Here is a 24,280-nt window from a genome sequence, read left to right as displayed (position 1 = left end):
TGTCCGGAAACCGGACACTTCCCAATGAACTATGTTGCACCGCACAGACCATTGATCCACAACGACTTTCATTGACTTTTCGGGCGGCGGTCGCTACGGTTATGATTAAGTTAATTGATTGTTCTGCAGCGATAATTACGGAGCCCGGCACGAGCCCACGGTGACCCCCAACAGCCATCTTCTGATTCCGCGGATCGGCGACGAATCGACCGTCGCCAGTTCATGGGAACGCTTCCTCCAGGACCGCCCGCTATCCGGCAGCGGCGTGCGCAATGTCGTGCTCGATTCCTGGCGGCGCAGCCGTTCCGAGGCGGTCGACCCGGGCTGCGCCAGTGCGCCGGTCGCCGGCGGCGAGCGGATTCGCCTGTTGCGCGAGAGTGCGCGCGATCTCTACGAGGCGGCCCGGCCGGTACTCGAAACGCTGCGCGAGATCCTGCGCGAGTCGGGCACCCTGATCATGCTCAGCGACCCGAGCGGCACCATTCTCGACCTCAACGGCGAATCGCGGGCCCGCGACGCCGGCGAGCAGATCAACCTGGCGCCCGGCGGCTGCTGGAGCGAGGAACTGATCGGCACCAACGCCATCGGCACCACGATTGCCACCCATCAGCCGGTGCAGATCTACGCCAGCGAGCACTACTGCATCGACGTCAAGCACTGGACCTGCGCCGCCGCCCCGATCCTCGACCCGCTGGGCAAGACCCTGCTCGGCGTGGTCGATGTCTCCGGCGTCAAGGAAACCTTCCACGGCCATACGCTGGGCCTGGTCATCTCCGCCGCCAAGCAGATCGAAGGCGTGCTGGCGCGGCGCGACGCCGAGCTGCACGGCCGCCTGCTGCAACAGGCGATGGACGACTTCAGCCGCTACGGCAACGATTGCGTCGTGCTCTTCGACAACCGCGGCCGCATTGTGCGGACCGGCGGCAGCATGCAACAGGCCCGCGAGATGCATGGCGTGCGCCTGCCCTTCGAAATCGGCAGCCAGGTGGCCGCCCTGAATCTCGCCCTGGCGCCCGACGAGCGCCGCCGCCAGACGCCGGGCTGGCTGCGCCCGGAATGGCTGCACCCGATCCGCTCGCGTGACGGCGATCTCGGCACCCTGCTCGCCATCCCGATCGGCCCGCCGCAGCGCCAAGTCGTTTGCATGCCGGCCCAGCCCAGCCCGGCCAAAACGGAAACCGATGTCTTCGCCGAGATCATCGGCACCAGCGCCGCGATTGCCACCGCAAAAGCCCGTGCCCGGCGCATCGCGCCGCTCGACCTGCCGGTGCTGCTGCTCGGCGAAACCGGCGCCGGCAAGGAAATCTTCGCGCGCGCCATCCACCAGGCGAGCAGCAAACCCGAGGGTCCCTTCATCGCGGTCAATTGCGGCGCCCTGACCCGCGAACTGCTGGCCAGCGAACTGTTCGGCTATAGCGAGGGCGCCTTTACCGGCGCCCGCCGCGGCGGCCTGCCCGGCAAGTTCGAACAGGCCGACGGCGGCACCCTGTTCCTCGACGAAATCGGCGAGATGCCGCTCGACATGCAGCCCCACCTGCTGCGCGTGCTCCAGGATGGCGTGGTCGTCCGCCTCGGTGACACCAAGGAACGCAAAGTATCGGTACGCATCATCGCCGCCACCAACCGCGACCTGCAGACCGATGCCGGCGCCGGCCGCTTCCGCGAAGACCTTTTCCACCGCCTCTGCGTCGTCAGCCTGAACCTGCCGCCCCTGCGCGAACGTCCGGATGACATCGAGGCGATCATCGGCCATCTCAACCAGCGTTTCGCCCAGAAATATGGCTGCCCGCCAAAGAGCCTCGATCCCGAGGTGTTGGGCCACCTGCTGCGTTATCGCTGGCCGGGCAATATCCGCGAATTGCAGAATGTCTTCGAGGCGATGTTCGCGCTGAGCGACGGCAATCGCATCGACGGCAGCCTGCTGCCGCCGCACATCGCCGCCGCCGCGGTCGATGCCGTACTCGCCCGCGGCGAAGTGACGCCGGCCATGGCGGCCGGCCGCCTGGCCGAGATGGAGCGGGCAGCGATCAATACCGCGGTCGCCAACGCCAACGGCAATCTGTCGCTGGCAGCGCGCAACCTGGGCATTTCGCGCAGCACGCTCTACGTCAAGCTGGCCGCCATGCGCGCCTGAGGCGCGCCGGCCGAGACACTCAGGCGAGCGCCGCCATCATCTGGATTTCGACGCGTAGCCGCGGATCGGTCAGCGGCGCGTGGATACAGGCGCGCACCGGCGCGCAACCGGCCGGCACCCAGGTGTCCCAGAGGGCGTTGAAGGCGGCGAGGTCGGCCGGGTCGGGAATGTAGATCGTGGCGTTGAGGATGCGCCGCTGGTCGCTGCCGGCCTCTTCCAGGCGCTGCGCCAACGCAGCCAGGACTTCGGTCGCCTGGCCATTGATATCGGCATCGAGCTGTGAAGGCACTTCACAAAGGAAAAGCAGACCCTGCCAGGATACGGTATCAGACCAGCGGCGAGTAGTGCCTGAACGGTGAATTTCCATCATGAGTCATTCCTTCTGAAACGTGCAATCGAGAAGCTGTAACGGCCTGTACTTCGCTAGGGACAACTGGCCGGGTCGCTGGCGTAGGCGGCGCTGCCCAGGCTGCGCAGGCGGTCGAGATAGCAGCCATAGCGCCGCCTCCAGTCGTAGGCGCGGTCGTCGGCGAGCAGGCCGGGCAGATTGGTCAGGTCGAGTTCGGTGACCTGCAGGGTCTCGGCGTCGGTCGCCTGCAGCAAGCCCTCGACCAGCAGCAGGTCGCTGAGCAGGAAGGCGACATGGCGAGAGGTGTTGCCGAGCAACTGCATCGTTTCCGATAAGGTCGCGCCGGCCAGCTGGTTGATGGCGGTGGCGACGGCCGAACGCTGCACACTGTCCGCGGTGGCCCCGGCCGGCACCAGGCGCGCCACCGCCGGCAGCACGCCGCGGCTGACCGGACGGCTGATCGCCGTCATCGTCACCGGGCCCGGCAAAGTGGCAGCGACGCCGCCCAGTTTTTCGGCGACCAGCGTGCGAGCGATGGCCAGTTCGTCGCCGGTCAGCGGTTGCAAGGCACAGGGCACCGATTCCGAATTGCGGATTTCCTGGCACAGGTGGCGGTGCCAGATTTTCTGACCGAGCGCCTCGCCGTAGGAAGTCTGGGCGCCTGCCACTTGCAGGCTGCCACCGCCGATATCGAGGACATGGCTGGTCGTCAGCCGCTCGCCGAGCAGTTGCCGGGCGCCGAAATAGCCGTAGGCGCCTTCCTGCAATTGCGGAATGACCAATACCGCCGTGCCGCTGGCGGCCTGGATGCGGTCGAGGATCGCCGCCAGGGCCTCGGGGTCCTGCTCCGCCGCCAGCCGCCAGGCAGAAAAGCCGCCACCAATGCGGGCACAGATATCTGAAAAACCAGCCTTATTCGGCAACTCGCGCAACGCGTCGATGGTCGGCGCCACCGTTTCCTCCAGGCCGCGCCCGGCCCAAAGCGGACCCAGGAAATCGATATCGGCCTGCGTCGTCGTGACACTGGCGGAAGCGCCGGCCCGGATGCCGGAAGAGCCCATGTCGAAGGCGATCCGGCAGGATTCGTCGGCACCGGCCGCCGTCGCCAGCAGGGCGAACAGCCCGGCCAGCACAAGGCGCAAGGAAGAGGCGGCGCGCATCCCTAGTACCATGAATTCAAAGGCTGGCACTAGTACCATAAAGGCAACGGCTGGCACTAGAGGTGCAGATAGCCCATGATCCCGGCCACCAGGCCAAGACCAGTCGAGCCATAGACGCCGGCCAGCAGCCAGCGCTTGCGGGTGAGCAGCGTGATCGCGGCGAGCGCGATGGCGATCTGCAACAGCGTAGTGGCCAGCGCCCAGCGCTCATGGACGTGCATTTCAGCTTCGCTCTTGTGATCGGCCTCTTTGGCGGCGGCTTCGAGCCGGTCGGCGTCGGCCTTGATCTCTTCCTTTTCCGCCTTGTAGCGCTCAACGGCCGCCTTGAACTTCTCTTGAGCTTCGCCGCTGGTCAGGGTCACCGACAGTTCGGCCAGATTCTGCTTGTTGCTCTTGGCCTGGTAGTAGTTCCACTGGTTCGAGGCCGAGGTCTTCTGGATTGCCGCTTCGTTCTTGTAGAGCAGCGCCGCGTTCTGCGCATGTCCCCCCAGATAACCGAAGATCGCGCCGACCGTGGACAGGATGGCTGTCAGCACCGCCAGGCGCGAGGTAAAGCTGTCGCCGCCGTGCTGGGCGACGTGTTCGACTTCGTGATCGTGCGGGCCGTGTACGTGAAATCCATGACCGGACATGAGCGTGTTCTCCTGGGTTTGCGGGTTTGCATATTTTGACAGGGGCGAATTCTAGTACCACAAAGGCAAAAACTGGCACTAGTACCACGCAGGCAAAGGCAGGCACTCGCGCCCCCCGGAAATTCTTTTGATGAAAACCGTCAATGCGGTTGACAGTCATTCTCATTTGTATAAGATGAGAACTGTTCGCATTACAACCTTCCCTCATCCGAGGAGCCTGTTCATGTATGTCTGTGTCTGCCAGGCGGTAACCGACCGCCAGATTCGCGAAGCTGCCCAAGGCGGAGCGCGCACGCTGAAAGACCTGCGGCGCGATCTGGGCGTTACCCGCGATTGCGGCCGTTGCGCCTCGTGTGCCCATGAATGCCTGCAGGAGGCACATGGCGGCTGCCACGGCAAATCGGGCAAGGTTTCCGTGCAGGCGAACTGAACAAGCCGGGGCGAAAGCCCCGTTTTCATTTCCTAGGATTCACCCCGCCGCTACCGGCCATCACCGAATCCACTACTTGACTGAACCCCCGCCTGGCCGGGGTTTTCTTTTGCCAGCCGCGCTCAGGACTCGCCGAGCAGCACCCAGTGATTATCCAGCGCCATCGGCTTGGGCCAAGCCAGAATGGCCCCCTTCGCCGTCGGATGCCAACGGACCAGGCCGAGTGCAGTGGCGACCAGCACGCCGCCGCCCTTGCCCGGTCCGGGCCAACTGGCCAGGGCATAGGCTTCTTCCATTTCGACGATCGGCGTCAGCTTGTCCTGGGCACCGGGATGCCAGAGCTGGGCGACGTTGGACTGGTTGCTGGAGAGCACGAAACCGCCATTGAAGGCCGCGGCGATGTCGCCGGCGTAGCCGAGGCCGTCGTTGGCCCGGGTCGGGACGAGCAGCGTTTCTTCATCGAGCACGGCGAGGACGGGCGCCGCCGCGCGTTGGGCAGCCGCGTCGTGTTCAGCCTGGATGGCGATGCCGAGGTAGGCCTCGCCATCCACCGGCGTCCGGCTCCAGGCCAGGTGGCGCAGGCTGAGGCGCGGGTCGTCGAGGCGCCACTGACTCAACAGACGGCCGCTGGCGGCGTCGAGGCGGACCAGCGAGGAATCCATGCGCTGCAAATCGTATTTCTTGTCGGCCGCCGTGCGCGGAATGCCGCCATTGGCGACGATCAGCTGGCCGGCAGCGTCGAGCAGCAGCTGGTGCGGTTCGAGGCCATGGCTCTCCCACTCGTCGAGCTTGCGCAGGCTCTGGCGGTCACGGACGCCGATCTTGCCGCGCCCCGACTTCTGGTCGGTCTCCGTGGTATAGATCACATCCCCCTTGGCGGCGACGATGGCGTGGCCGTTCAGGCGTGCCGTCGAGTTCTCGTCGTCGAGCCTGACCTGTTGCGTGATTTCACCCTGGCCATTGCAGCGCAGCAGCCAGTTGCCAGGGCGCACGCCGGCCACCAGCAGGCCGCCGTCGGCTTCGGCGAGCAGGCCGTGCGGCCGGGTCGGCAAGGGCACGGCGTAGCGGATATCGATCTTGCGCGTTTCCCAGTCGGCGGCCAGTGCGCCGGCGAAGTAAGGGTCGGTCTTGTTCGGCCCGCGCCAGGCGGCACCAATCCGCGCCTGTTGCCCGGTGGAGGCAGCCAGCGCCTGGCCCAGGCTCAGTTTCGGCAAGGTACCCAGCGCGGCCAGCGAGAGCAGTAATTGACGACGATTCATGGATTTCCCTTCCTCACCGGTTCAGCGGTAGCCGGCGCGGTCGAGCAGCTTCTGCGCTGCGACGATGTTCTTGGCCAGCGCACCGATCGGCAGGTTGTCGGCCTTGAACTTGCCCATCGCCTCGAGTGCCGGGTTGTTGGTGGCGAGGCCGGCGACCACCGGCCATTCGTTGTTGCCGTCGGCGAAATAGCGCTGGGCCTCATCACTGGCCAGGTATTCGAGGAACTTGACCGCGGCTTCCGGGTTCTTCGAGGTCTTGACCAGGCCACCGCCCGAGATGTTGATATGGGTGCCACGGCCGGCCTGGTTGGGCCAGACGATACCGACGCGCTCCATCATCCGCCGCTCGTCGAGCTTGTCGGAACGGATCATGCGCGCCAGGTAATAGATGTTGGAAACCGCGACGCCGCACTCGCCGGCCGCCACCGACTTGATCTGGTCGGTATCACCGCCCTTCGGGGCGCGGGCAAAATTGGCGACGACGCCCCTGGCCCATTCCTCGGTCTTCGCCTCGCCGTCGTGGGCGATCAAGGATGAGACCAGCGACAGGTTGTAGGGGTGGGCGCCGGAGCGGCTGCACAGCTTGCCCTTGAGCTTGGGATCAGCCAGCGATTCGTAGCTCGCCACATCCTCGGCCTTGAGCGCGCTGCGGTTGTAGATAATGACGCGGGCCCGGGTCGAAAACGAGAACCAGGTGTCGGTGCGCAGGTGGGCTGGAATGCGCGACTCCAGCACCTTGGATTTGACCGGGGCGAACAGGCCGAGCGCATCGGCCGTGGCCAGGCGGGCGGCATCGACGGTGATGAAGACATCGGCCGGGCTGTTGGCGCCCTCGTTGCGGATGCGCTCCATGAGCTCCTCTTCCTTGCCTTCGATGCGGTTGATCTTGATCCCGGTCTGCTTGGTGAAGTTGTCGTAGAGCTTTTCGTCGGTCTGGTAGTGGCGGGCCGAGTACAGGTTGAGCACCTTTTCCTGGGCTTCGGCGGCCACGCCGGCAGTCGCCAGCAGCAGGGCGATCAGCGAAAGTTTGAGGTTCATGCGTCGGTTCTCCTGAACGAAGGGTCTTTTAAATAATCGGTGGAAATGCGGTCGAGGCGATCGACGCCGCACAGGGCCATGGTCGCCTCCAGTTCGTCCTGCAGCAGGCGCAGCACGTGGGCGATGCCGAAGGGGCCGGCCGCGGCCAGGGCATGCAGGTAGGGGCGGCCGATCAGCACCGCCGAAGCGCCGAGCGCGATCGCCTTGAAGATGTCGGTGCCACGCTGGATGCCGCCGTCGAGCAGAGTCGGCACCCGGCCGCCCAGGCGCTGGGCGATCGCCGGCAAGGCGTCGAGACTGGCCGGCAGCGTATCGAGCGTACGGCCGCCGTGGTTGGAGACGACGATGCCGGCCGCCCCCTGGTCGACGGCGCGCGCCGCGTCGTCCGGATGCAGCACGCCCTTGACGATGACCGGCAGGCGCGTCTTGGCGAGCAACCAGTCGAGGTCGGCCCAGGTCGGCGCGCAGTGCATGAGGTCGTCGAAGACATTGCTCGGCCCGCGCCGCTGGCGCTTCTCGGCCAGCGAGCGTTCACGCCGGGCGAACCCTTCGGCGTCGTCCGGGTCCTGCGGGCGGCGCAGATTGACCGCCTCGATGCCCGGCGGCAACTGGAAGCCGACCCGCTGCTCGCGGTTGCGGATACCGTTGAGCGAGGCGTCGACGGTGAACACGATAGCCTCGTAGCCGGCCGCTTCGGCGCGCCGGATCAGTTCCTCGTTGAGGCTGCGTTCGGGCTGCAGATAGAGCTGGAACCAGCGCGGCCCGTCGCCGCCCTGCCCGGCCGCCGCGGCGACTTCCTCGATGCTGCAGCTGGCCAGCGTGCTGAGCACCATGCCGACGCCGAGCGCCGCGGCGACGTAGGCGGTGGCCAGTTCGCCGTCGGGATGGAAAAGCTTCTGCCAGGCGACCGGCGCCAACAGGATCGGACAGGGCAGTTCGCGGCCGAACAGCGTCGTCCGGCAATGGCCGCCGGCGACGTCGGCCATGACCCGCGGCAGCAGCGCGAGACTGTCGAAAGCCCGGCGGTTCCAGCCGCGCGTCAGCTCGTCGGCGGCGGCGCCGTCGAGGTAGGCCCAGGCGTTGTCGTCGAGCCGGCGGCGGGCGTAGGCCGCGTAATCGGCCACCGCCGCGATGTCGCGCGGAATGCCGTCGAGCAGCGGCGCCTGGAACATCAGCTGTCGGCCCAGCGGCGCAGCAGGTTGTGGTAGCAGCCGGTCAGGCGCACCACGGGATCGGTGTCGCCCTGCGTCTCGCGCAGGTCGAGCAGCGCCATGTCCATGTCGTAGAGCAGCCTGCGCTGGCCGGGGTCGCGCACCATGCTCTGCATGAACATGAAGCAGGCGATGCGCTCGCCGCTGGTCACCGGCGCCACTTCGTGGATCGAGGTCGAGGGATAGACCACCATGCTGCCGGCCTTGAGCTTGACCCCATGCTTGCCAAAGGTGTCCTCGATGGTCAGCAGGCCGCCTTCGTATTCGTCCGGGTCGGAGAAGAACAGCGTCGCCGATACATCGGCCCGTACATAGCTGCTGCCGTCCGGCATCTGGCGCATGGCGTTGTCGGTGTGAAAGCCATAGTAATTGCTGTCGCCGACGTAGCGGTTGAAGAAAGGCGGCAGGATTTTCAGGGGCAGCGCCGCCGTGAAGAAGGTGGCATTGCGGTTCAGCGCGGTCAGCACCAGGCGGCGCAAAGCCGGCAGATGCTCGGCGTTCTCGGCCAGTTGCTCGTTGTTCTTGGCCTGGGCCGCCTGCCGGCCGGCCGTAATCTGCCCACTGGACCAGTTCGAGCGGGACAGCAGCTCGCGCGCCGTAGCGAGCTCGCTTGGAGTCAGTACATCGTCGATGGTAATCAGCATGGCTTCCTCAAGCGGAAACCCCCTCGGTCAGCGAACCGAGGGGATCGGGTAACGAGCCTAGAACTTGAATTCCGTGCTCACGATGAAGCGGCGCGGCTGGCCGACATAGGTGAAGCCGCCGTTGTCGTAGATCGCGTCGTAGTACAGCTTGTCGAACAGGTTCTGGACGTTGATCTTGACCGTGTATTTCGGTTGCTCGTAGGCGACCATGGCATCCCAGCGCGTGTAGGACGGCACCCAGTTCGGGTTGAACGCCGCCGTGCCGGTCGGTGCCCCGCCGTAGCGCTTGCTCTTGTACTCCATGCCGCCACCGACCTTGAAGCCGAGCGGCAACTGGTAGGTGGTCCACAGGTTGAAGGTCTGCTTCGGCGTGTTGCGCGGCATCTTGCCGACGAAGTTGGGATTGCCGTTACCCGGCGCGACCTCGTTGATCTCGGCGTCGATCAGCGACAGGCCGCTGAAGACCTCCCAGTTATCGGTCACCCGACCAGCCAGTTCGAACTCGATACCGTTCGACTCGCGTTTTTTGGTCAGGATCGAGGAAGTCGATTCCAGGTCGTTGTTGCGCTCCCAGTCCTTGACCGCGTGGTAGAGCGCCGTGCGCAAGGCCAGGTTGCCGTCGAGCAGCAACCACTTGGCACCGACTTCGCTGACCTTGGAGCGCTCGGCCGGGAACTGGCTGCCCGAGAGCTGGTAGAGATCGGCCGTCGGGCTGAAGGAATCGCTCCAGCCCACGTAGTAGTGCTGGGCCGCCGTCGGCTGCCAGGAGAGGCCGGTGCGGAAGCTGTTTTCGCCGAAATCGCCACGAAAGGAGGTGGCACCCGCCCCGGCCGGCGCCTGGTACTCGGAGCGCATTTCGTCACGGCGCAAGCCGAGCGTCAGTTTCCAGTCGGGAATGAATTCCACCGTATCCTGAGCGTAGGCGCTGTAGGTGTCGCCGCTATAGGTATTCGGTGCCGCCGCCGTGTAATGCCCGGATTTGTAGAGCGGATTGTTTGCCGTACCGAGATTCTGCAAGGCCCAGCGCTTGGAGCCTTCCTTCAGGTACTCGACGCCGGTGACCAGTTCGTTTTTCATGCCCAACAACGTGAATGCCGTATTGAAATCGCTCTGCACGACGAAGTTGTCGGTATCGAATTCGCGGGTCTTGGCCTGGCTGGCCAGGCTGTTGGCGGTCGGCGAGCCGGTGCCGCCCTGAGGGGCGACGGCCCAATAGGAACGCCGGTAATTGGCGGCGCGGACCACCGTACGCCACTGGGTATCCGGGGCGATCTTGAACAGATAGCTCAGGGTCGTGACATTGGTCTCGCTTTCATCGAAGTTGCCGCTGACACCCCAGTAAGCGCCCGACTCGCCAAAACGACTCTCCGGCTTTTTGGCCGTGGCATTGAAGGGCACACCGTAATCCGGCCGGTCATTGGTTTGCAGCCACAGATGGCTCAGCGTGATTTCGTGATTGGTGCCGAGGCCGAAGGCGATGCTCGGTGCAACCCCATGGCGGTGAATTTCCGGCGTCGTGCCGCTGACCGGATTGGAACGCGAACTGTCCTCGTCGCGGTTCATCAGGTTGAGCCGGATGGCCGTGGTTTCGCCGATCCGCTGATTGAGGTCGGCCTTGGTCTCGACAAAACCGTCGCTGCCAACGCCGGCTGAAATCTTGTTGATGCCGTAGAGCATCGGCGTCTTGCTGACCTGGTTGATCACGCCGCCGGCCTGGCCGCGCCCGAAAAGCATGGCGGCCGAGCCGCGCAGGACATCGACCTGCTCCAGATTGAAGACTTCGCGGTTGTACTGGGCGGTATCGCGGATGCCGTCGAGGTACATGTCGCCGAAGGTATAGAAACCGCGCAGCATCATGTTGTCGCCGGAACGGCCGCCCTCGGCGGCATTGAACGAGAGGCCGGAGACATTGCGCAGCGCTTCGCGCAGCGAGTTGGCTTCCTGCTCTTCCATCAGCGAACGGGTGATCGTGGTGATCGCCTGCGGCACGTCGTGCGGATCCTGCACGACCTTGCCGACGCGGGTCTTGGTGGCGCGCACGCCGTCTTGCTGTTCGGCATTGGCCTTGACGGTGACGGCCGGCAAGGTCTGCTCTTCGGCGAAGACGCCGTCGCTTGCGCCGAGCAAGCCAACGACTACCGCCGCCCCCAGCGGCAACAATGGGCTGCGCCGCGGCGCAACAGCCTCCGAGATCAACGAAGTTGAAGGCGACTGGGCGTTCAACTCCGGTTTTTTGCTCTTTTTCACAAGCGTTCCTTTAGCGAGTCAGTTGGGGTGGCTGGCTGGCATAAAGGCTGGCTTGCCGAACATGGCGTTCGGGCAGCTGTCGGGCGCCGAAGCGGCGACCGAAGAACCTGCCGGAAAATCACCACAGGCTGCCTCAAACGCTTATCTTGAGGACGTGGCTGGCGGCAAATTCTTGGCTGGCTAGTCCGTAAATCTAAATGCGAATATATCGCATTTACAAAACGGAAACAACTTTAAAATTGACCTGGGTCAAGAATCGGCGATCCGGTCCGACCGGATCGCCGTCAAAGAATCAGACGACGTCGATACCCGGTTCGCCCTCGCCGATCTCGCCGATAACCGAAACATGCGAGAAGCCTTGCTGCAGGAAGACCGAGAGCACTTCGGTCACGCTATCCGGGGCGCAGGAAACGAGCAGGCCGCCCGAGGTTTGCGGGTCGGTGAGCAGGGTTTTCGCCATGTCGGCAGACTCGAGCGCCAGATTGACGCTCTCGCCGTAGCTCTCCCAGTTCCGCGCCGAGGCGCCGGTGACGTAGGCAGCTTCGGTGAATTCCCGGGCCCGGGCGAGCAGCGGAACATCGCCAAAGCGCACGCTGGCCCTGACCTGGCTGCCCTTGCAGACCTCCAGCAGATGGCCGAGCAGACCAAAGCCGGTGACGTCGGTTATCGCATGTACGCCGTCGAGACAGGCGAGGACCGGCCCCGGCGTATTGAGTTGGGTGGTGCTGGCGATCATCGCCTCGTAATCGCTGTCGTGCAGCTTGTCCTTTTTCAGGGCGGCGCTGTACACGCCGACCCCGAGCTGCTTGCCAAGGATCAGCTTGTCGCCGGGCCGGGCCCCCGAGTTGCGCTTGAGGTGCGCCGGATTGACCAGGCCGATGGCGACCAGACCGTAGATCGGTTCCACCGAATCGATGGTGTGGCCGCCGGCGATCGGTATCCCGGCCGCCCGGCAGACGGCCTCGCCGCCGGAAAGAATCTTGCCGATGGTTTCCAGGGGCAGCACATTGACCGGCATGCCGACCAGAGCCAGCGCAAAGAGCGGCGTGCCGCCCATGGCATAGACGTCGGAAATGGCGTTGGTGGCCGCAATCCGCCCGAAATCGAAGGGGTCGTCGACGATCGGCATGAAGAAATCCGTCGTCGCGACGATCGCCTGCTGGGCATTGATCTGATAGACCGCGGCATCGTCGCTGGTCTCGATGCCGACCAGCAGTTGCGGCGGGATGATGCCTGGCGTCGAGCCGGCCAGGATTTTCTGGAGGACGGCCGGCGCAATCTTGCAACCGCATCCGCCACCATGGGAAAGCTGGGTCAATCTGATTTTTTCTTCGGCCACGACTGTTCTCTTTGTTGATTTATTGTTGATCTTATTCGGCGTCGAAGCCGGCATCCTCGATCGCGCCGAGCAGCGCCTCGCGGCTCACCGCCTGGGCATCGAACGCCACTTTCGCCTCGCCCGCCTCGAGCGACACTTCGGCCGAGGCGACGCCGGCCATGCTGGTCAGGACGCCGGTGATATTCTTGACGCAGCCCTGGCAACTCATGCCACCGACCTTGATTACCGTGTTTTCCATGATTTACTCCTTGGTCATGAACGGCTGCGTGCGCAGCAGTTCCGCCATCTGATCGGGCGGTACGGCCCGGCTGAAAAGAAAACCCTGTGCCATGTCGCAATCCATGTTGCGTAGCAGGAGCAGTTGCTCGGCTGTTTCGACCCCTTCGGCGAGAACGGTCAGGCGCAGGTTGCGTCCCATGCTGACGATGGTCGAGGCAATCGCCTGGTCGTCGGCGTCAAGCACCAGATCGCGTACAAAGGAGCGATCGATCTTCAGTTTACCGACCGGGAAACGTTTCAGATAGGCCAGCGAGGAATAACCCGTGCCAAAATCGTCGAGCGACAGTTCCACCCCCATGCGGTGCAATGCAGCCAGCGTGCCGATACTAATGTCGGCATCGTGCATCACAGTGCGTTCGGTCAGTTCCAGTTCGAGAAGGCCGGCGTCGAGGCGTGAGGCGGCGAGCGCCCCGGCCACCGCCTCGATGAAACCGGCCTGCCTGAATTGCACCGGTGCAACATTGACCGCCATGCAGGTCGGCGGCAGGCCGGCGTCGTTCCAGGCCTGGGCTTGCCGGCAGGCCTCGCCGAGCACCCAGTCGCCGAGTGGATTGATCAGGCCGGTATCTTCGGCGACATGGATGAAACGGTCCGGCATGATCATGCCGAGATCCGGATGCTGCCAGCGGATCAGAGCCTCGACGCCGACAATCAGGCCGCTTTGCAGGCTGACCAGCGGCTGGTAGTGGAGCACGAACTCCTGATTCTTCAGCGCCCGCCGCAGGTTGCTCTCCATCATCAGGCGTTCGAGCGTCGCCGTATTCATTTCCGCGGCGTAGAACTGGAAGGTGTTGCGCCCCAGTTCCTTGGCCTTGTACATCGCGGCATCGGCATTCTTGAGCAGCGAATCGATATCCCTGCCATCCTGCGGGCAGACACTGATCCCGACCGAGGGTGTTACGGTCAGTTCGTGCCCGGCGACCAGGAAGGGCGCGTTGCACTCTTCAAGCAACCGGCGGGCGACATCGGCAGCCGCCGCGGCATTGATGCCGGGCATGGCGAGGATGAATTCGTCGCCACCGAGGCGGGCCAGCGTATCAACTTTGCGGACAGCGCCCGACAGGCGCCGGGAGACGGCGCAAAGCAACTCGTCGCCGAGACTGTGGCCGAGCGAATCGTTGATCCGCTTGAAATGGTCGAGATCGAGAAACATCAGGGCGAATGCTGATTGATCGCGTTCGGCAACGGCCAGTAATTGCGTCAAGCGGTCGTGCAGCAGGCGGCGGTTGGGCAACCCGGTCAGCGCATCGAAATCGGCGAGTTCGCGGATTTTCAACTCGGCGAGTTTCTGCGCCGACAGATCGACCACCGTACCCACCGAAGCCGGCCGGCCGGCGAAAACCGAAGGAGCGCCGAGTATCCTGACCGGCAGCAGCCCGCCATCCTTGCGGACGACCGTCATTTCATAGGAGGTGCCGCCGATACCTGCGGTGCGTGCATCCATCTGTTGCAACAGGAAGCCGTGCTGCTCAGCGGGAAACAGATCGAGCGGCCCCTTGTGGTTGACCAACTCATCCGCCCGATAACCCAGCAAACCGAGCAGGCAGGGGTTCACATACTTGAACAGGTGGCCCTGCAGGACAAAAATGCCGACCTGCGCGGCATCCATCGTCGCCCGGAACTGCGCTTCGTTTTCCGACAACGCCGCCGCACCCGTGGACGCCGAACCACCGGAATCTGCCTGTTCCAAACATGCCCCTCCAAGCCCTGCGGTCATCCTGCCCTCATGCCCTTATCTCAGACCGCCGGCACCACGGGGCGCCAACGTTTCAGCAACAAGGAGTTGGAGACCACCGAAACCGAACTCATCGCCATCGCTGCCCCAGCCACCACCGGATTGAGCAAACCCAAGGCGGCGAGCGGGATTCCGATCACATTGTAAATGAAGGCAAAGAAAAGATTTTGCCGGATCTTGCCCAAGGTTCTGGCCGAGAGGTCGATGGCATCGGCCACCCCGAGCAGGTCGCTGCGGATCAACGTGAGGTCGGCCGCCTCGATCGCGACATCGGAACCGGCGCCGATTGCGAAGCTGACATCGGCCGCGGCCAGCGCCGGCGCATCGTTGATGCCGTCACCGACCATGGCGACCAGCCCGCCCCCGTTCTTCAGTTCGGCAATCACCGCCGCCTTGTCGCCGGGCAGGATGTCGGCCCGGAATTCGTCGATCCCGGCCTCCGCCGCGATCGCCGCCGCCGTAGCGGCATTGTCGCCGGTCAGCATGACGACCCGGATGCCCATCTCGCGCAGGCGCGCCACCGCGGCCTGCGAGGTCGGGCGCAGGGCATCGGCGATGGCGATCAGGGCCAGCACCCGATCCGCCTCGGCCAGCCCGATCACCGTCTTGCCGGCCTGCTGCAGGCCGCGCACCGTCGGGTCGTCAGCCAGGCCGAGCCAGGCCGGCGAGCCGAGCCGCAGCGCTCGCCCTTCGATCTCGCCCTCGACGCCGTGCCCGGGCTGCGCCCGGAAGTTCTGCACGGTGGGCAGTTCAAGAGCTGCCGCCTCGGCCAGAATGGCCCGTGCCAGCGGGTGTTCCGAATTCTGTTCGAGCGCGGCTGCCAGGCGCAAGGCATCGTCGCGGCTGGCGGCAAGCGGCACCAGATCGGTCACTTGCGGCTTGCCGCAGGTCAGCGTCCCGGTCTTGTCCAGGGCCAGGACGGTGATCCGTTCGGCCCGTTCGAGCGCCTCGGCATTGCGCACCAGGATGCCGGCCCGCGCCCCCTGCCCGGTACCGACCATGATCGCCGTCGGCGTCGCCAGCCCGAGCGCGCACGGACAAGCGATGACCAGCACGGCCACGGCATTGACCAGCGCTTCGGCAAATAGGCCGGAATACCACCACCAGCCGGCAAAAGTGACGAGGGCAATGGCGCAAACCACCGGCACGAAAATCGCCGAAATCCGGTCGGCCAGCCGCTGCACCGGTGCCTTGGAGCCCTGGGCCTCGCCGACCAGCCGGATGATGCCGGCAAGCAGCGTATGTTCGCCGACCCCGGTCGCCGTACAGCGCAACGCTCCCTGGCCGTTGGTGGTGGCGGCGAAGACCGGGTCGCCGGCTGCCTTGCCAACTGGCATGCTTTCGCCGGTCAACATCGCCTCGTTGATGTTCGAAGCGCCGTCGATGACTTCGCCATCGACCGGCACGCTCTCGCCCGGCCGGACCAGGAAGATGTCGCCCGGCATCAGCGCCTCGACCGGCATTTCGATCCATTGCCCGTCGCGCTCGACGCGCGCAGTTTTGGGCTGCAGGCGGATCAGCGATTCGATCGCTTCTGAAGTCCGCGCCTTGGCCCGTGCTTCGAGCAGCTTGCCGAGCAGTACCAGGGTGATGACCGCCGCCCCGCCCTCGAAATAGACATACTGGTCGAGGCCGAACACCGTGACCACGGTCGAAAAGCCCCAGGCCATGCTAGTACCCAGCGCCACCAGCACGTCCATGTTGGCACCGCCGCCGCGCAGCGCCTTGAAGGCGCCATCGTAGAAGCGCCAGCCGATCCAGAACTGGACCGGTGTCGCCAAGGCCAACTGCAGCCAGCGCGGCAGTTCGTTGTGCTGGCCATGCTCGCCGAACATGAACAGCATCTGGCCAACCAGCGGCAGGCTGAGCGCCACGGCAATCCAGAAACGGCGCGACTCCTGGCGGTAGGCAATCAGCTTCTCGGCTTTTTCGCGTTCGCGCGTCCCACTATCGACCCGTTCCGCCGAAAAGCCGGCCTTGGCTACCGCCGCGATCACCGCCGCCTCATCTGCCGTACCGACCAGGCGGATCCGGGCGCGTTCAGCCGCCAGATTGACGTTGGCCTGCATGCCCGGCTGCCGGTTGAGCACCTTTTCCAGGCGCGCCGAGCAGGCCGCGCAGGTCATGCCGCCGATTGCAAACTCGACGACCCGGCTGGCTTCGGCTTCGCTCACTTGACCAGCAGCACCGGGCAGCTGGCGAGATGGAGCACGCGACTGGCCACCGAGCCCATGACCAGCCCGGCCACCCCGCTCCGCCCATGGCTACCCATGACGATCAGGTCGCACTTGAGTTCGCCGGCGATCTTGGCAATGACCTCGGCCGGCTGACCGACATGGATGTGCGTTGTGTGAAAGTGGCCGGAGGCATCGAGCCGGGCTTGCGCCGCGCTCAACTGCTCCTGGCCTTCTTCAAGGTAGTACGCCTGCAGCGTTTCCTTGCCGATGTGTGCTTGCACGCGGCCGATCGGGATCGGCGCATGAACGTGCAGCAGGTGAATCTCCGGCACCTCGCGAAACCAGGCGCTATGGGCAATCAGATGATCGACGGCGCGCAGGGCGCAGTCTGAACCATCGACCGGCAATAAAATCTTCATCGTCTCTCCCGTCCTAAATCCAGCCGAGCAGGCGCATCAATCCGAACAGGCCATAAAGACCGAAACCGAGCACCAGCAGGCCGGAAAACATGCGCACCGCGGGACGGCGCACGAATTCGTTCAACCTGGCAAACAAGATGCCCGCCAACAAAAGATTTGGCAAGGTGCCCAAACCAAAGGCCAGCATCATCAGCGCACCGCGCCGGAGGATCCGGCGGTCAGCGAACTGGCCAGCGCACTGTATACCAGCCCGCAGGGCAGCCAACCCCACAGCAGGCCGAGCGGAAATGCCTGAACCACCGTCCGCACCGGCAGGAAGCGTTTGGTCAGCGGCTGGATCACGCGCCACAGATGCTGCCCGGCTCGCTCGGTAAAGGCCAGCGTACGCGTCATGCCGAGCAGGTAAAGCCCAAGCGCGACGAGCATCAGGTTGGCGAGAAAAAAGAGGATCAGGCGGACCGGAACCTGGCCTTCGAGGCCCATGCTGGCCGCGCCGAGTGCTCCGGCAATCGCCCCGGCTACGCCGTAGGAAAGGATGCGGCCGCTGTTGTAGGAGAGCAGCATGGACCAGCGTGCCGGCGCGCCGAGCGACAAGGCACCGACGATGCCGCCGCACATGCCGACGCAGTGGGTGCCACCAAGCAAACCAACGAGAAAGAGGGCGAGAAAGCCGGAGTCAGGCACAGGGGGGAAAGAAAGGGCGGCAGGGAGGGCGGGATTTTAACCCCAGCCTCTCACCCACCCTCCCCGTCAAATTACCTTCGAGTAACGCGTGCGCTGACGATCGGCCCGCAGATAGCGGTCGAAAACCATGGAGATGATACGCACCAGCATGCGTCCCGGTGGCAGGACCGTGATCCATTCCGGCTCGATCTTGAGCAGGCCGGCACGCTCCATTTCCTTCATGTCTTCCAACTCGGCCGCAAAATATTGATGGAAATCAATCAGATGGGAACTCTCGATACTTTCGATGGAAAGCTCGAAATGGCACATCAGGGCCTGGATGATCGAACGCCGCAGGATGTCGTCGGCAGTCAGCTCGATGCCGCGGAAGACCGGCAGCATCTGGGCGTCCAGCCGGTCGTAGTATTCGTCTAGCGTCTTGACGTTCTGGCTGTAAGTCGGCCCGACCTTGCTGATCGACGAAATGCCGAAGGACAGCATGTCGCAGTCGGCGTAGGTCGAATAGCCCTGGAAATTGCGGTGCAGGCGGCCCTGACGCTGGGCAACGGCCAGTTCGTCATCGGGCTTGGCAAAGTGATCCATGCCGATGAAGACGTAACCGGCTTCGGTCAGTTTCTTGATGGCCAGCGCCAGAATCTGCAACTTGGTATCGGCCGACGGCAGATCGGGTTCGGCGATCCGGCGCTGCGGCTTGAACAAGCTGGGCATATGCGCGTAGTTGTAGATCGACAGGCGTTCCGGGTCCATCGCCAGCACGCGTTCCAGCGTGCGGTTGAAGCCCATCACCGACTGGTGCGGCAGGCCGTAGATCAGATCGACCGAAATCGACTTGAACCCGTTGGCCCGCGCCGCCTTGACCACGTTGTAGGTTTCTTCCTCGCTCTGCACGCGGTTGACCGCAACCTGGACGCGCTCGTCGAAATCCTGGACCCCGATGCTCATCCGGTTGAAGCCGAGTTCGCCGAGCAGGGCGACCGTTTCGTAATCAACCTTGCGCGGATCAACTTCGATCGAGTACTCGCCGCCGTCGAGCAATTTGAAGTGCTTCCTCGTCTCGCCCATCAACAAGCGCATCTCGTCGTGCGACAGGAAGGTCGGCGTGCCGCCGCCCCAATGCAGCTGAATCACCTCATGTTCGCCATCCCTGCCTTCGAGGCTGGCGCTCTGCAAATCGAGCTCTTTTGCCAGGTATTTCAAGTACTTGGCGCTGCGTCCGTGATCCTTGGTGATGATCTTGTTACAGGCACAGTAATAGCAGATGGTGTTACAGAAGGGGATGTGGAAGTATAATGACAGAGGTCGACTGATGCCGCCGATATTGCGTTTGCCCAGCCAGAGCTTGGCAGCGTCCGAGTCGAAAGCTTCGACAAAGCGGTCAGCCGTCGGATATGACGTGTAGCGTGGGCCGTTCACATCGAAGCGGCGAATGATCTGTGGATCGAAGACGAGGTTTTCAGTTGCGAAATTCATTGGACATGCCGCCAGAAGGTGGATGGATTATGTTCGGTAGGCGCGATTTTGTGGTTGACATGGATCAAGCGAACTCAGGTTGCCAATGCCTCAAATAACCCCGCTGAATCAAGATATCACGCTGTCCGTAATCAAGACAGCCTGTTCAAATTGTAACCTGCGCGAACTCTGCTTGCCCTTCGGGCTGACACTGGAAGAACTGGAGCGTCTCGACGATCTGGTTTCCACCCGTCGCCGCATAAAGCGCGGCGATCACCTGTACCGGGCCGGCGAGCCGTTCGATGCCATCTACGCGATTCGCAGCGGTTTCTTCAAGACCGACGTGCTGCTCGAAGACGGCCGCGATCAGGTAACCGGATTCCAGATGGCCGGCGAACTGCTTGGCCTCGACGGCATCAGCACCGAGCACCACACTTGTAACGCGATCGCCCTCGAAGACAGCGAAATCTGCTCGATTCCCTTCTCCCGTCTGGAAAGTCTGTCGCGCGAGATCCACAATCTGCAGCATCATTTCCACAAGGTGATGAGCCGCGAGATCGTTCGTGACCACGGCGTGATGATGCTGCTCGGCACGATGCGCGCCGAGGAGCGGCTCGCTGCCTTCCTGCTGAATTTGTCGCAGCGCTTCACGGCGCGCGGCTTTTCGCATGCCGAGTTCTACCTGCGCATGACGCGCGAGGAAATTGGCAGTTATCTCGGCCTCAAGCTGGAAACCGTGTCGCGCGCCTTCTCGAAATTCCAGGAAGAAGGCTACATCGCCGTCCAGCAAAAGCACATCCGGATCCTGAATGTGAATGGGCTTAAAGCCCTGATGAATCACCGCGCCTGAGCGGTCGATTCCTTACCAGCGCAGGCGCGCCAGTTCGGCGCTGCGCGCAACCAGCCGCCGCAGCAGATTTTCCGCCTTGATTCGCCCCGCCGTGCCCTGCCCCGGCGTGCGATAGGCCAGCACCACCCGGCCCGGCTCGGCTACCGTCGTAAAGACGCTGATCGCCAGCGGGCACAGGGCAATCTGCGCCGCCTCCTCTTCCAGCAACTGCCAGGCCAACGCCGCGCTGCAAAACTGGACGATTTCGGCATTGGCAAAAGGGCTCGCCGCCCGCGCCAGATCGCCGGCCGTGCGGGCCAGCATGCCATTGAAGGGAATGACCGCGCTGACCACCAGCCCCTCGGCCTCGATGGCCTCGACGAGCGCCTCGCGGGTCGACTGGTAATCACTGCCGACCACCACCTGACTGACCACATCCTCGGCGGCAAAGACGCCGGGAATCAGACAGAAGGCCAGCGCCGCAAGCAGCCAGCGCAGCAGTTCAAGAAAAAAGGGGCTCCGAGGAGCCCCCTGAACAGATGCGAGGAAAACATCTGACGCTTGGAAATACAGAATGAATCAGAAGAAGATGATGCCGCCAGCGGAAATCGTCCGGTTCTTGAAATCGACATTGGTATCAGCCGCATTGGTGATCTTCTCATCATTGAATTCGCCGACCAGCGTGATGTATTTGTTCAGCGAATGATAGACCCCCAGCGTGTAAGCCTGGTTCTTGATACTGTTCAGCGGGCTGGCACCGGTCAGTGCAAAACCGTTCTTGTCCTTGTTTTCGCCGAAGTTCAGACCGACCTTGGTGGCGCCGAACTTATAGGTGCCTTGCAGAAAATAACCATCGGAATCGGTCTTGTTGCCGGCCCCGTTGCTGCCACCGAAGAATTGGGCACCAACTGTGGACAAACCGAGGCCGCTACCGGTGAAAGCGTAGGCCACCGCCTCGAAGTTGCCGAAGCCGGCCTTGGCGCCAAGTTCGAAGCCGTTGGCAGTGTAGGACTGGGTAGCACAGGGGCTGACCGAGCAACTCGTGCTCTGGCTGACAGCGCCGGTCCAAACCTTCACATTGGTGGACTGCCCCTTCCAGTCGTAGGTGGCAACACCCTGGAAGCCCGGAGCCTTGGTTTCGTCACCGGCAAAGCGGCTCGGCTGGAAGATGCCGACCGATGCCTGGAAGCCGCCCAGGGTCGGGGTCGAGTAGGTGATCTGCGGCTGGAAGCCGGTGTACATGTAGCCGTGGCCGATCATGCCGAAAGTGGTGTTGTACGGGATGCCGGCGTTGCTGGTGCCACCGACGCCGATCAGGGTCATGTCGGAGAGGATGACATCGCGGCCGAACAGACCGATGTCGCGGCCGAACTTCAGGGTACCCCAGCTGTTGTTGCCGAACTGGAAGTAGACGTTGCGCGTATCGATCTGGCTGAACGGGCTACCCTGGCCGGTGCCGCCGGCGGCGGCGTTGTTCGACAGACCAATGACTTCGGAATTGCTGTTGATGCCCGGCGCGAAGCTGAAGTGCGCCTTGATGTCCTGGCCATTGGCCTGGGTGGTGGCGACGAAATTGATCCAGCCCGGCAGCAGACCATTGGTCAGCGCACTGTTGTTGGTGGTCGTCGAGGCGCCGGTCGCCCGATTGGTGCTCTTGGATTCACGATTGACGTAGAAGCCGTTGATGGTGCCGTTGATGTCGAGCGTAACATCGTTCTGGGTAAAACTGACGGCATGGCTGGCGGTGCTGCCCAGAGCGAGCAAAGCGAGAACCAAAGGACGGACGGACGAGAAATTCTGCATGAAATGTCTCCAGATATTTTGTGAGTAACCCCTGCCAGCCAGGTAGCACCCCGGCCGGCTTCCCCCGCTGTCACCGCTGGGGCGACATGGATGCCTATGGTTTGCGAAGCGCGTGCCAGCCACCTGCCAATTTCGGAAATTTGCTTGAAAACCCAATAGCGGCCGGGCTTTCCGGGAGATTGACCAAGCCCCCGTACGAGCCGCCATTGCTCGCCAAGTCGTTCATTTTCTGGACAATTGCTGCGCCGCTGAGCCAAAACACAACAGCAAAAAACGAACAGTCGACGAAAAAAAGCCCGGCGAACCGGGCTTTCGGATAGTACGAAAGGAAGGTCTCAGAAGGCGTACTTCGCGCTGATCCCGGCCAGCCAGTTGCGTCCCGGGGCCGATTCGTAGAAGCGGCCGTTGCCGTCGCCGACGATCACCGAACCGACATACTGGCGGTCGAAGACATTGTCGAGACGGGCGAAGCCGCGCAGCGTCAGTGCTCCGAAACTGCGTTCGATGCCGGTGCGTAAATTGGCAATGGCGTAGAACGGTGCCGCCCGCTGGGTGTTGGTATCCTCGACCTGGACGTTGCTGCGGGCGATGGTCTCGACCGCAGCATGGAAGCCGGTCGCCGGGTGCCGCCAGGCCAGCTCGCCGAACAGCGTATGTGCGGCGATGCCGGGCAGGCGCTTGCCGGCATCGACCGTCGTCGCCCCGCTGGCGAACGCCTCGTCATAGCGCGCATCAAGCCCGGTGTAGGCGACCCGGCTGGTGAGATTAGCCGGCCAGCGGCTGTCCACCGCCACCTCCAGGCCACGCCGCGTCGTCTGCCCGGCGTTGCGGTAGCTGGTGCGGCCGCCGCTGGCGGAACTGACCACCAGTTCGTCATCAGTCTTCACCTGGAAGATCGCCACGTCGAGACGGCTGTCCTTGCCAATGAAGGCCTTGAGCCCGGTTTCCAGATGCGTGCTGGTCGCCGGTTTCAAATCGAAGCTGAAGGTGCCGCCCGGGCCGGAATAGAACAGTTCGTTCAGGGTCGGCGTCTCGAAGCCGCGCGCCGCGCTGGCATAGAGATTAACCGCCGGCGTCAGGCGGTAGGTGGCGGCCAGCATCGGGGTCGTCTTTTCGTAACTGACATTGCCGCTGTCGTCGCCGTTGCCGGTCGCAATGTAGTTGTCGTCGACCTTGAAGGCGACCCGGCTATGGCGCAGGCCGCCGGTGAAGCCCCAGCGCTCGCCCTGCCATTCGGCCTGGGCGTACTGGTCGAAGCTGGCGACCTTATCTTCCTCGTTGCGGCGCAACGCGCCCTTAACGCCCAGCGTTGTCGCACTGGTATAGTTTTCGTAGCCGCGCCGCTCATCTGTGGATTGCTCATAGTCCATCCCGAGGGTGGTGGTCAGCTTGCCGCCAGCCAGCGCGTAGCGGCCGATCCAGCGCCCGGAAATGCCAGAGAAGGCGCGATCGAAATCGATGACGCCACCCGAATGTTTGCGCTTTGGATCGTTAGCCGGAGTCGCCGGTGTGACCAACTGCACGAAACGGGGAATCGACTGGTACTGGATCACCGAACGCTGTCCGGTGTAAGCCGACAACTGCACGCTGTGCTCGCCGAAACGGCGCTCGTAACTGACACCGCCCTGGGTGTGGTCGATGGTCTTGCGGGTATTGAACTGCTCGGCAACCGGGTCGACGCTGCGCGGGTCGTTGCGGAAGCGATCCCAGCTCAGGCCCAGCGGATCGTCGGCCTTCTGCGAGAAACCGTTGGCGACGAACATCAGGCGGCTGTCGGCATCGGGCGCCCAGGTCAGCTTGGCGAAGGTCTGGTCGCGCTCGACCTGGCTGTGCTCGCGATAGCCGTCGCTGGAAAACCGCGAGGCATCGACCACGTAGCCGAGACCACCAACCGCACCCTGGGCCATGGCGCCGGCTTTCCACATGCCATAGCTGCCGGCCAGGAAATTGCCTTCGACCGTCGGCCGGCCTTTGCCATCGGCCGTAAACATTTGAATGACGCCCCCGGCATGGTTGCCATAGACCGAAGACATCGGGCCGCGCATGACCTCGATGCGCTCGGCACGGTCGAGATTGAAAGTGGCGACCTGACCCTGACCATCCGGCATCGAGGCCGGAATGCCGTCGCTGATCAGACGAATGCCGCGCACCCCGAAGGCCGAACGGGCGCCGAAGCCGCGCGAGGAAATCTGCAGGTCCTGAGCGTAATTCTGACGGTTCTGCACCGAGATCCCCGGCACAGCGGCCAGCGCCTCCGAGGCATTGACCTTGGCCTGGTCGGCGCCGATGCGGGCGGCATCGACGACGTCGACTGCCGCCGGCAGATCGAAGGAGCTGTGTTCGGTACGGCTGCCGGTGACGACCACGGAATCGAGCGTCAGCGCGGTCTGGGCGACGACGAAGCAGGGAAAGGCGGCAGCCAGGAGGACGACGAGGCGCTTGGGATGGTGTTTCATGATTTT

At 63.8% G+C, this 24,280-nt stretch carries 21 protein-coding genes and 1 pseudogene; 4 read left to right on the top strand and 18 right to left on the bottom strand.

Translation table 11 applies throughout. The features are described from left to right. Window positions 1-160 precede the first annotated feature (160 nt). Window positions 161-2,134, top strand: a complete 1,974-nt coding sequence (locus tag NQE15_RS09445; RefSeq protein ID WP_265949049.1) for a sigma-54-dependent Fis family transcriptional regulator — start codon at window positions 161-163, stop codon at window positions 2,132-2,134. A 19-nt stretch (window positions 2,135-2,153) separates the two neighbouring features. Here the strand turns inward: NQE15_RS09445 and NQE15_RS09440 are convergent, their stop codons facing one another. The 3 genes from NQE15_RS09440 to NQE15_RS09430 are packed head-to-tail and all read right to left on the bottom strand — an operon-like array spanning window position 2,154 to window position 4,275. After that, on the bottom strand, window positions 2,154-2,504 hold the full coding sequence (locus NQE15_RS09440) for a RidA family protein (protein WP_265949046.1): 351 nt from the start codon (window positions 2,502-2,504) through the stop codon (window positions 2,154-2,156). 53 nt (window positions 2,505-2,557) lie between these two features. Next, on the bottom strand, window positions 2,558-3,643 hold the full coding sequence (locus tag NQE15_RS09435; protein ID WP_265949041.1) for a hypothetical protein: 1,086 nt from the start codon (window positions 3,641-3,643) through the stop codon (window positions 2,558-2,560). A gap of 56 nt (window positions 3,644-3,699) precedes the next feature. After that, the gene (locus NQE15_RS09430) at window positions 3,700-4,275 is read right to left on the bottom strand and encodes a DUF4337 domain-containing protein (protein ID WP_265949038.1); all 576 of its coding nucleotides are present in this window, start codon (window positions 4,273-4,275) and stop codon (window positions 3,700-3,702) included. Window positions 4,276-4,498: 223 nt separating this feature from the next. On the opposite strand from NQE15_RS09430, the gene NQE15_RS09425 reads away from it, so the two are divergent. Further along, a complete protein-coding gene (locus NQE15_RS09425; RefSeq protein WP_265949034.1) occupies window positions 4,499-4,705 on the top strand; it encodes a (2Fe-2S)-binding protein in 207 nt (68 codons plus the stop codon). Between the two features lie 122 nt (window positions 4,706-4,827). Here NQE15_RS09425 and NQE15_RS09420 read toward each other — a convergent pair whose 3' ends face one another. The 5 genes from NQE15_RS09420 to NQE15_RS09400 are packed head-to-tail and all read right to left on the bottom strand — an operon-like array spanning window position 4,828 to window position 10,942. Beyond that, window positions 4,828-5,964: a DUF1513 domain-containing protein gene (locus NQE15_RS09420; RefSeq protein WP_265949031.1), complete on the bottom strand. Its 1,137-nt coding sequence runs from the start codon at window positions 5,962-5,964 to the stop codon at window positions 4,828-4,830. Window positions 5,965-5,985: 21 nt separating this feature from the next. Next, complete coding sequence (locus NQE15_RS09415) at window positions 5,986-7,002, bottom strand: Fe(3+) ABC transporter substrate-binding protein (protein ID WP_265949029.1); 1,017 nt, start codon at window positions 7,000-7,002, stop codon at window positions 5,986-5,988. Continuing rightward, window positions 6,999-8,174, bottom strand: a complete 1,176-nt coding sequence (locus NQE15_RS09410) for an alpha-hydroxy acid oxidase (protein WP_265949026.1) — start codon at window positions 8,172-8,174, stop codon at window positions 6,999-7,001. The genes NQE15_RS09415 and NQE15_RS09410 overlap by 4 nt, the downstream gene beginning before the upstream one ends. Beyond that, the gene (locus NQE15_RS09405; protein ID WP_265949021.1) at window positions 8,174-8,857 is read right to left on the bottom strand and encodes a Fe2+-dependent dioxygenase; all 684 of its coding nucleotides are present in this window, start codon (window positions 8,855-8,857) and stop codon (window positions 8,174-8,176) included. The genes NQE15_RS09410 and NQE15_RS09405 overlap by 1 nt, the downstream gene beginning before the upstream one ends. A gap of 57 nt (window positions 8,858-8,914) precedes the next feature. Further along, window positions 8,915-10,942 (bottom strand): TonB-dependent receptor, encoded by a 2,028-nt coding sequence (locus tag NQE15_RS09400; protein WP_265949019.1) that lies wholly within the window; start codon window positions 10,940-10,942, stop codon window positions 8,915-8,917. Here NQE15_RS09400 and NQE15_RS09395 point away from each other — a divergent pair. Next, window positions 10,923-11,288 (top strand): hypothetical protein, encoded by a 366-nt coding sequence (locus NQE15_RS09395; RefSeq protein ID WP_265949016.1) that lies wholly within the window; start codon window positions 10,923-10,925, stop codon window positions 11,286-11,288. The genes NQE15_RS09400 and NQE15_RS09395 overlap by 20 nt on opposite strands. A gap of 108 nt (window positions 11,289-11,396) precedes the next feature. Here NQE15_RS09395 and selD read toward each other — a convergent pair whose 3' ends face one another. The 7 genes and pseudogenes from selD to hemN all read right to left on the bottom strand — a co-directional run bounded on the left by selD (window position 11,397) and on the right by hemN (window position 19,207). Beyond that, complete coding sequence (selD, locus tag NQE15_RS09390) at window positions 11,397-12,443, bottom strand: selenide, water dikinase SelD (protein WP_265949014.1); 1,047 nt, start codon at window positions 12,441-12,443, stop codon at window positions 11,397-11,399. Window positions 12,444-12,474: 31 nt separating this feature from the next. Next, window positions 12,475-12,681, bottom strand: coding sequence for a heavy-metal-associated domain-containing protein (locus tag NQE15_RS09385; RefSeq protein WP_265949012.1), 207 nt, complete (start codon window positions 12,679-12,681; stop codon window positions 12,475-12,477). 3 nt (window positions 12,682-12,684) lie between these two features. After that, the gene (locus tag NQE15_RS09380) at window positions 12,685-14,412 is read right to left on the bottom strand and encodes a putative bifunctional diguanylate cyclase/phosphodiesterase (RefSeq protein ID WP_265949010.1); all 1,728 of its coding nucleotides are present in this window, start codon (window positions 14,410-14,412) and stop codon (window positions 12,685-12,687) included. 47 nt (window positions 14,413-14,459) lie between these two features. Then, complete coding sequence (locus NQE15_RS09375) at window positions 14,460-16,583, bottom strand: heavy metal translocating P-type ATPase (RefSeq protein WP_416336536.1); 2,124 nt, start codon at window positions 16,581-16,583, stop codon at window positions 14,460-14,462. Window positions 16,584-16,627: 44 nt separating this feature from the next. Beyond that, on the bottom strand, window positions 16,628-17,053 hold the full coding sequence (locus NQE15_RS09370) for a universal stress protein (RefSeq protein ID WP_265949004.1): 426 nt from the start codon (window positions 17,051-17,053) through the stop codon (window positions 16,628-16,630). 13 nt (window positions 17,054-17,066) lie between these two features. Beyond that, a pseudogene (locus NQE15_RS09365) lies at window positions 17,067-17,737 on the bottom strand (sulfite exporter TauE/SafE family protein). Window positions 17,738-17,803: 66 nt separating this feature from the next. Further along, window positions 17,804-19,207 (bottom strand): oxygen-independent coproporphyrinogen III oxidase, encoded by a 1,404-nt coding sequence (gene hemN / locus NQE15_RS09360; RefSeq protein ID WP_265949000.1) that lies wholly within the window; start codon window positions 19,205-19,207, stop codon window positions 17,804-17,806. 85 nt (window positions 19,208-19,292) lie between these two features. Between hemN and fnr the strand changes: the two genes are divergently transcribed. Continuing rightward, on the top strand, window positions 19,293-20,036 hold the full coding sequence (gene fnr / locus NQE15_RS09355; RefSeq protein WP_265948996.1) for a fumarate/nitrate reduction transcriptional regulator Fnr: 744 nt from the start codon (window positions 19,293-19,295) through the stop codon (window positions 20,034-20,036). 12 nt (window positions 20,037-20,048) lie between these two features. On the opposite strand, the gene NQE15_RS09350 is transcribed toward fnr, so the two are convergent. From NQE15_RS09350 to NQE15_RS09340, 3 genes are all read right to left on the bottom strand, one after another. Then, window positions 20,049-20,450, bottom strand: coding sequence for a DUF302 domain-containing protein (locus tag NQE15_RS09350; RefSeq protein ID WP_265948992.1), 402 nt, complete (start codon window positions 20,448-20,450; stop codon window positions 20,049-20,051). Between the two features lie 144 nt (window positions 20,451-20,594). Continuing rightward, window positions 20,595-21,818, bottom strand: a complete 1,224-nt coding sequence (locus tag NQE15_RS09345; protein WP_265948988.1) for a porin — start codon at window positions 21,816-21,818, stop codon at window positions 20,595-20,597. A 335-nt stretch (window positions 21,819-22,153) separates the two neighbouring features. After that, window positions 22,154-24,274 (bottom strand): TonB-dependent receptor family protein, encoded by a 2,121-nt coding sequence (locus NQE15_RS09340; protein ID WP_265948984.1) that lies wholly within the window; start codon window positions 24,272-24,274, stop codon window positions 22,154-22,156. Window positions 24,275-24,280: the final 6 nt, after the last annotated feature.

Origin of the sequence: Dechloromonas sp. A34 (assembly GCF_026261605.1) — a bacterium.
GTDB lineage: Bacteria > Pseudomonadota > Gammaproteobacteria > Burkholderiales > Rhodocyclaceae > Azonexus.
This window is presented reverse-complemented; position numbering and strand designations above follow the sequence as displayed.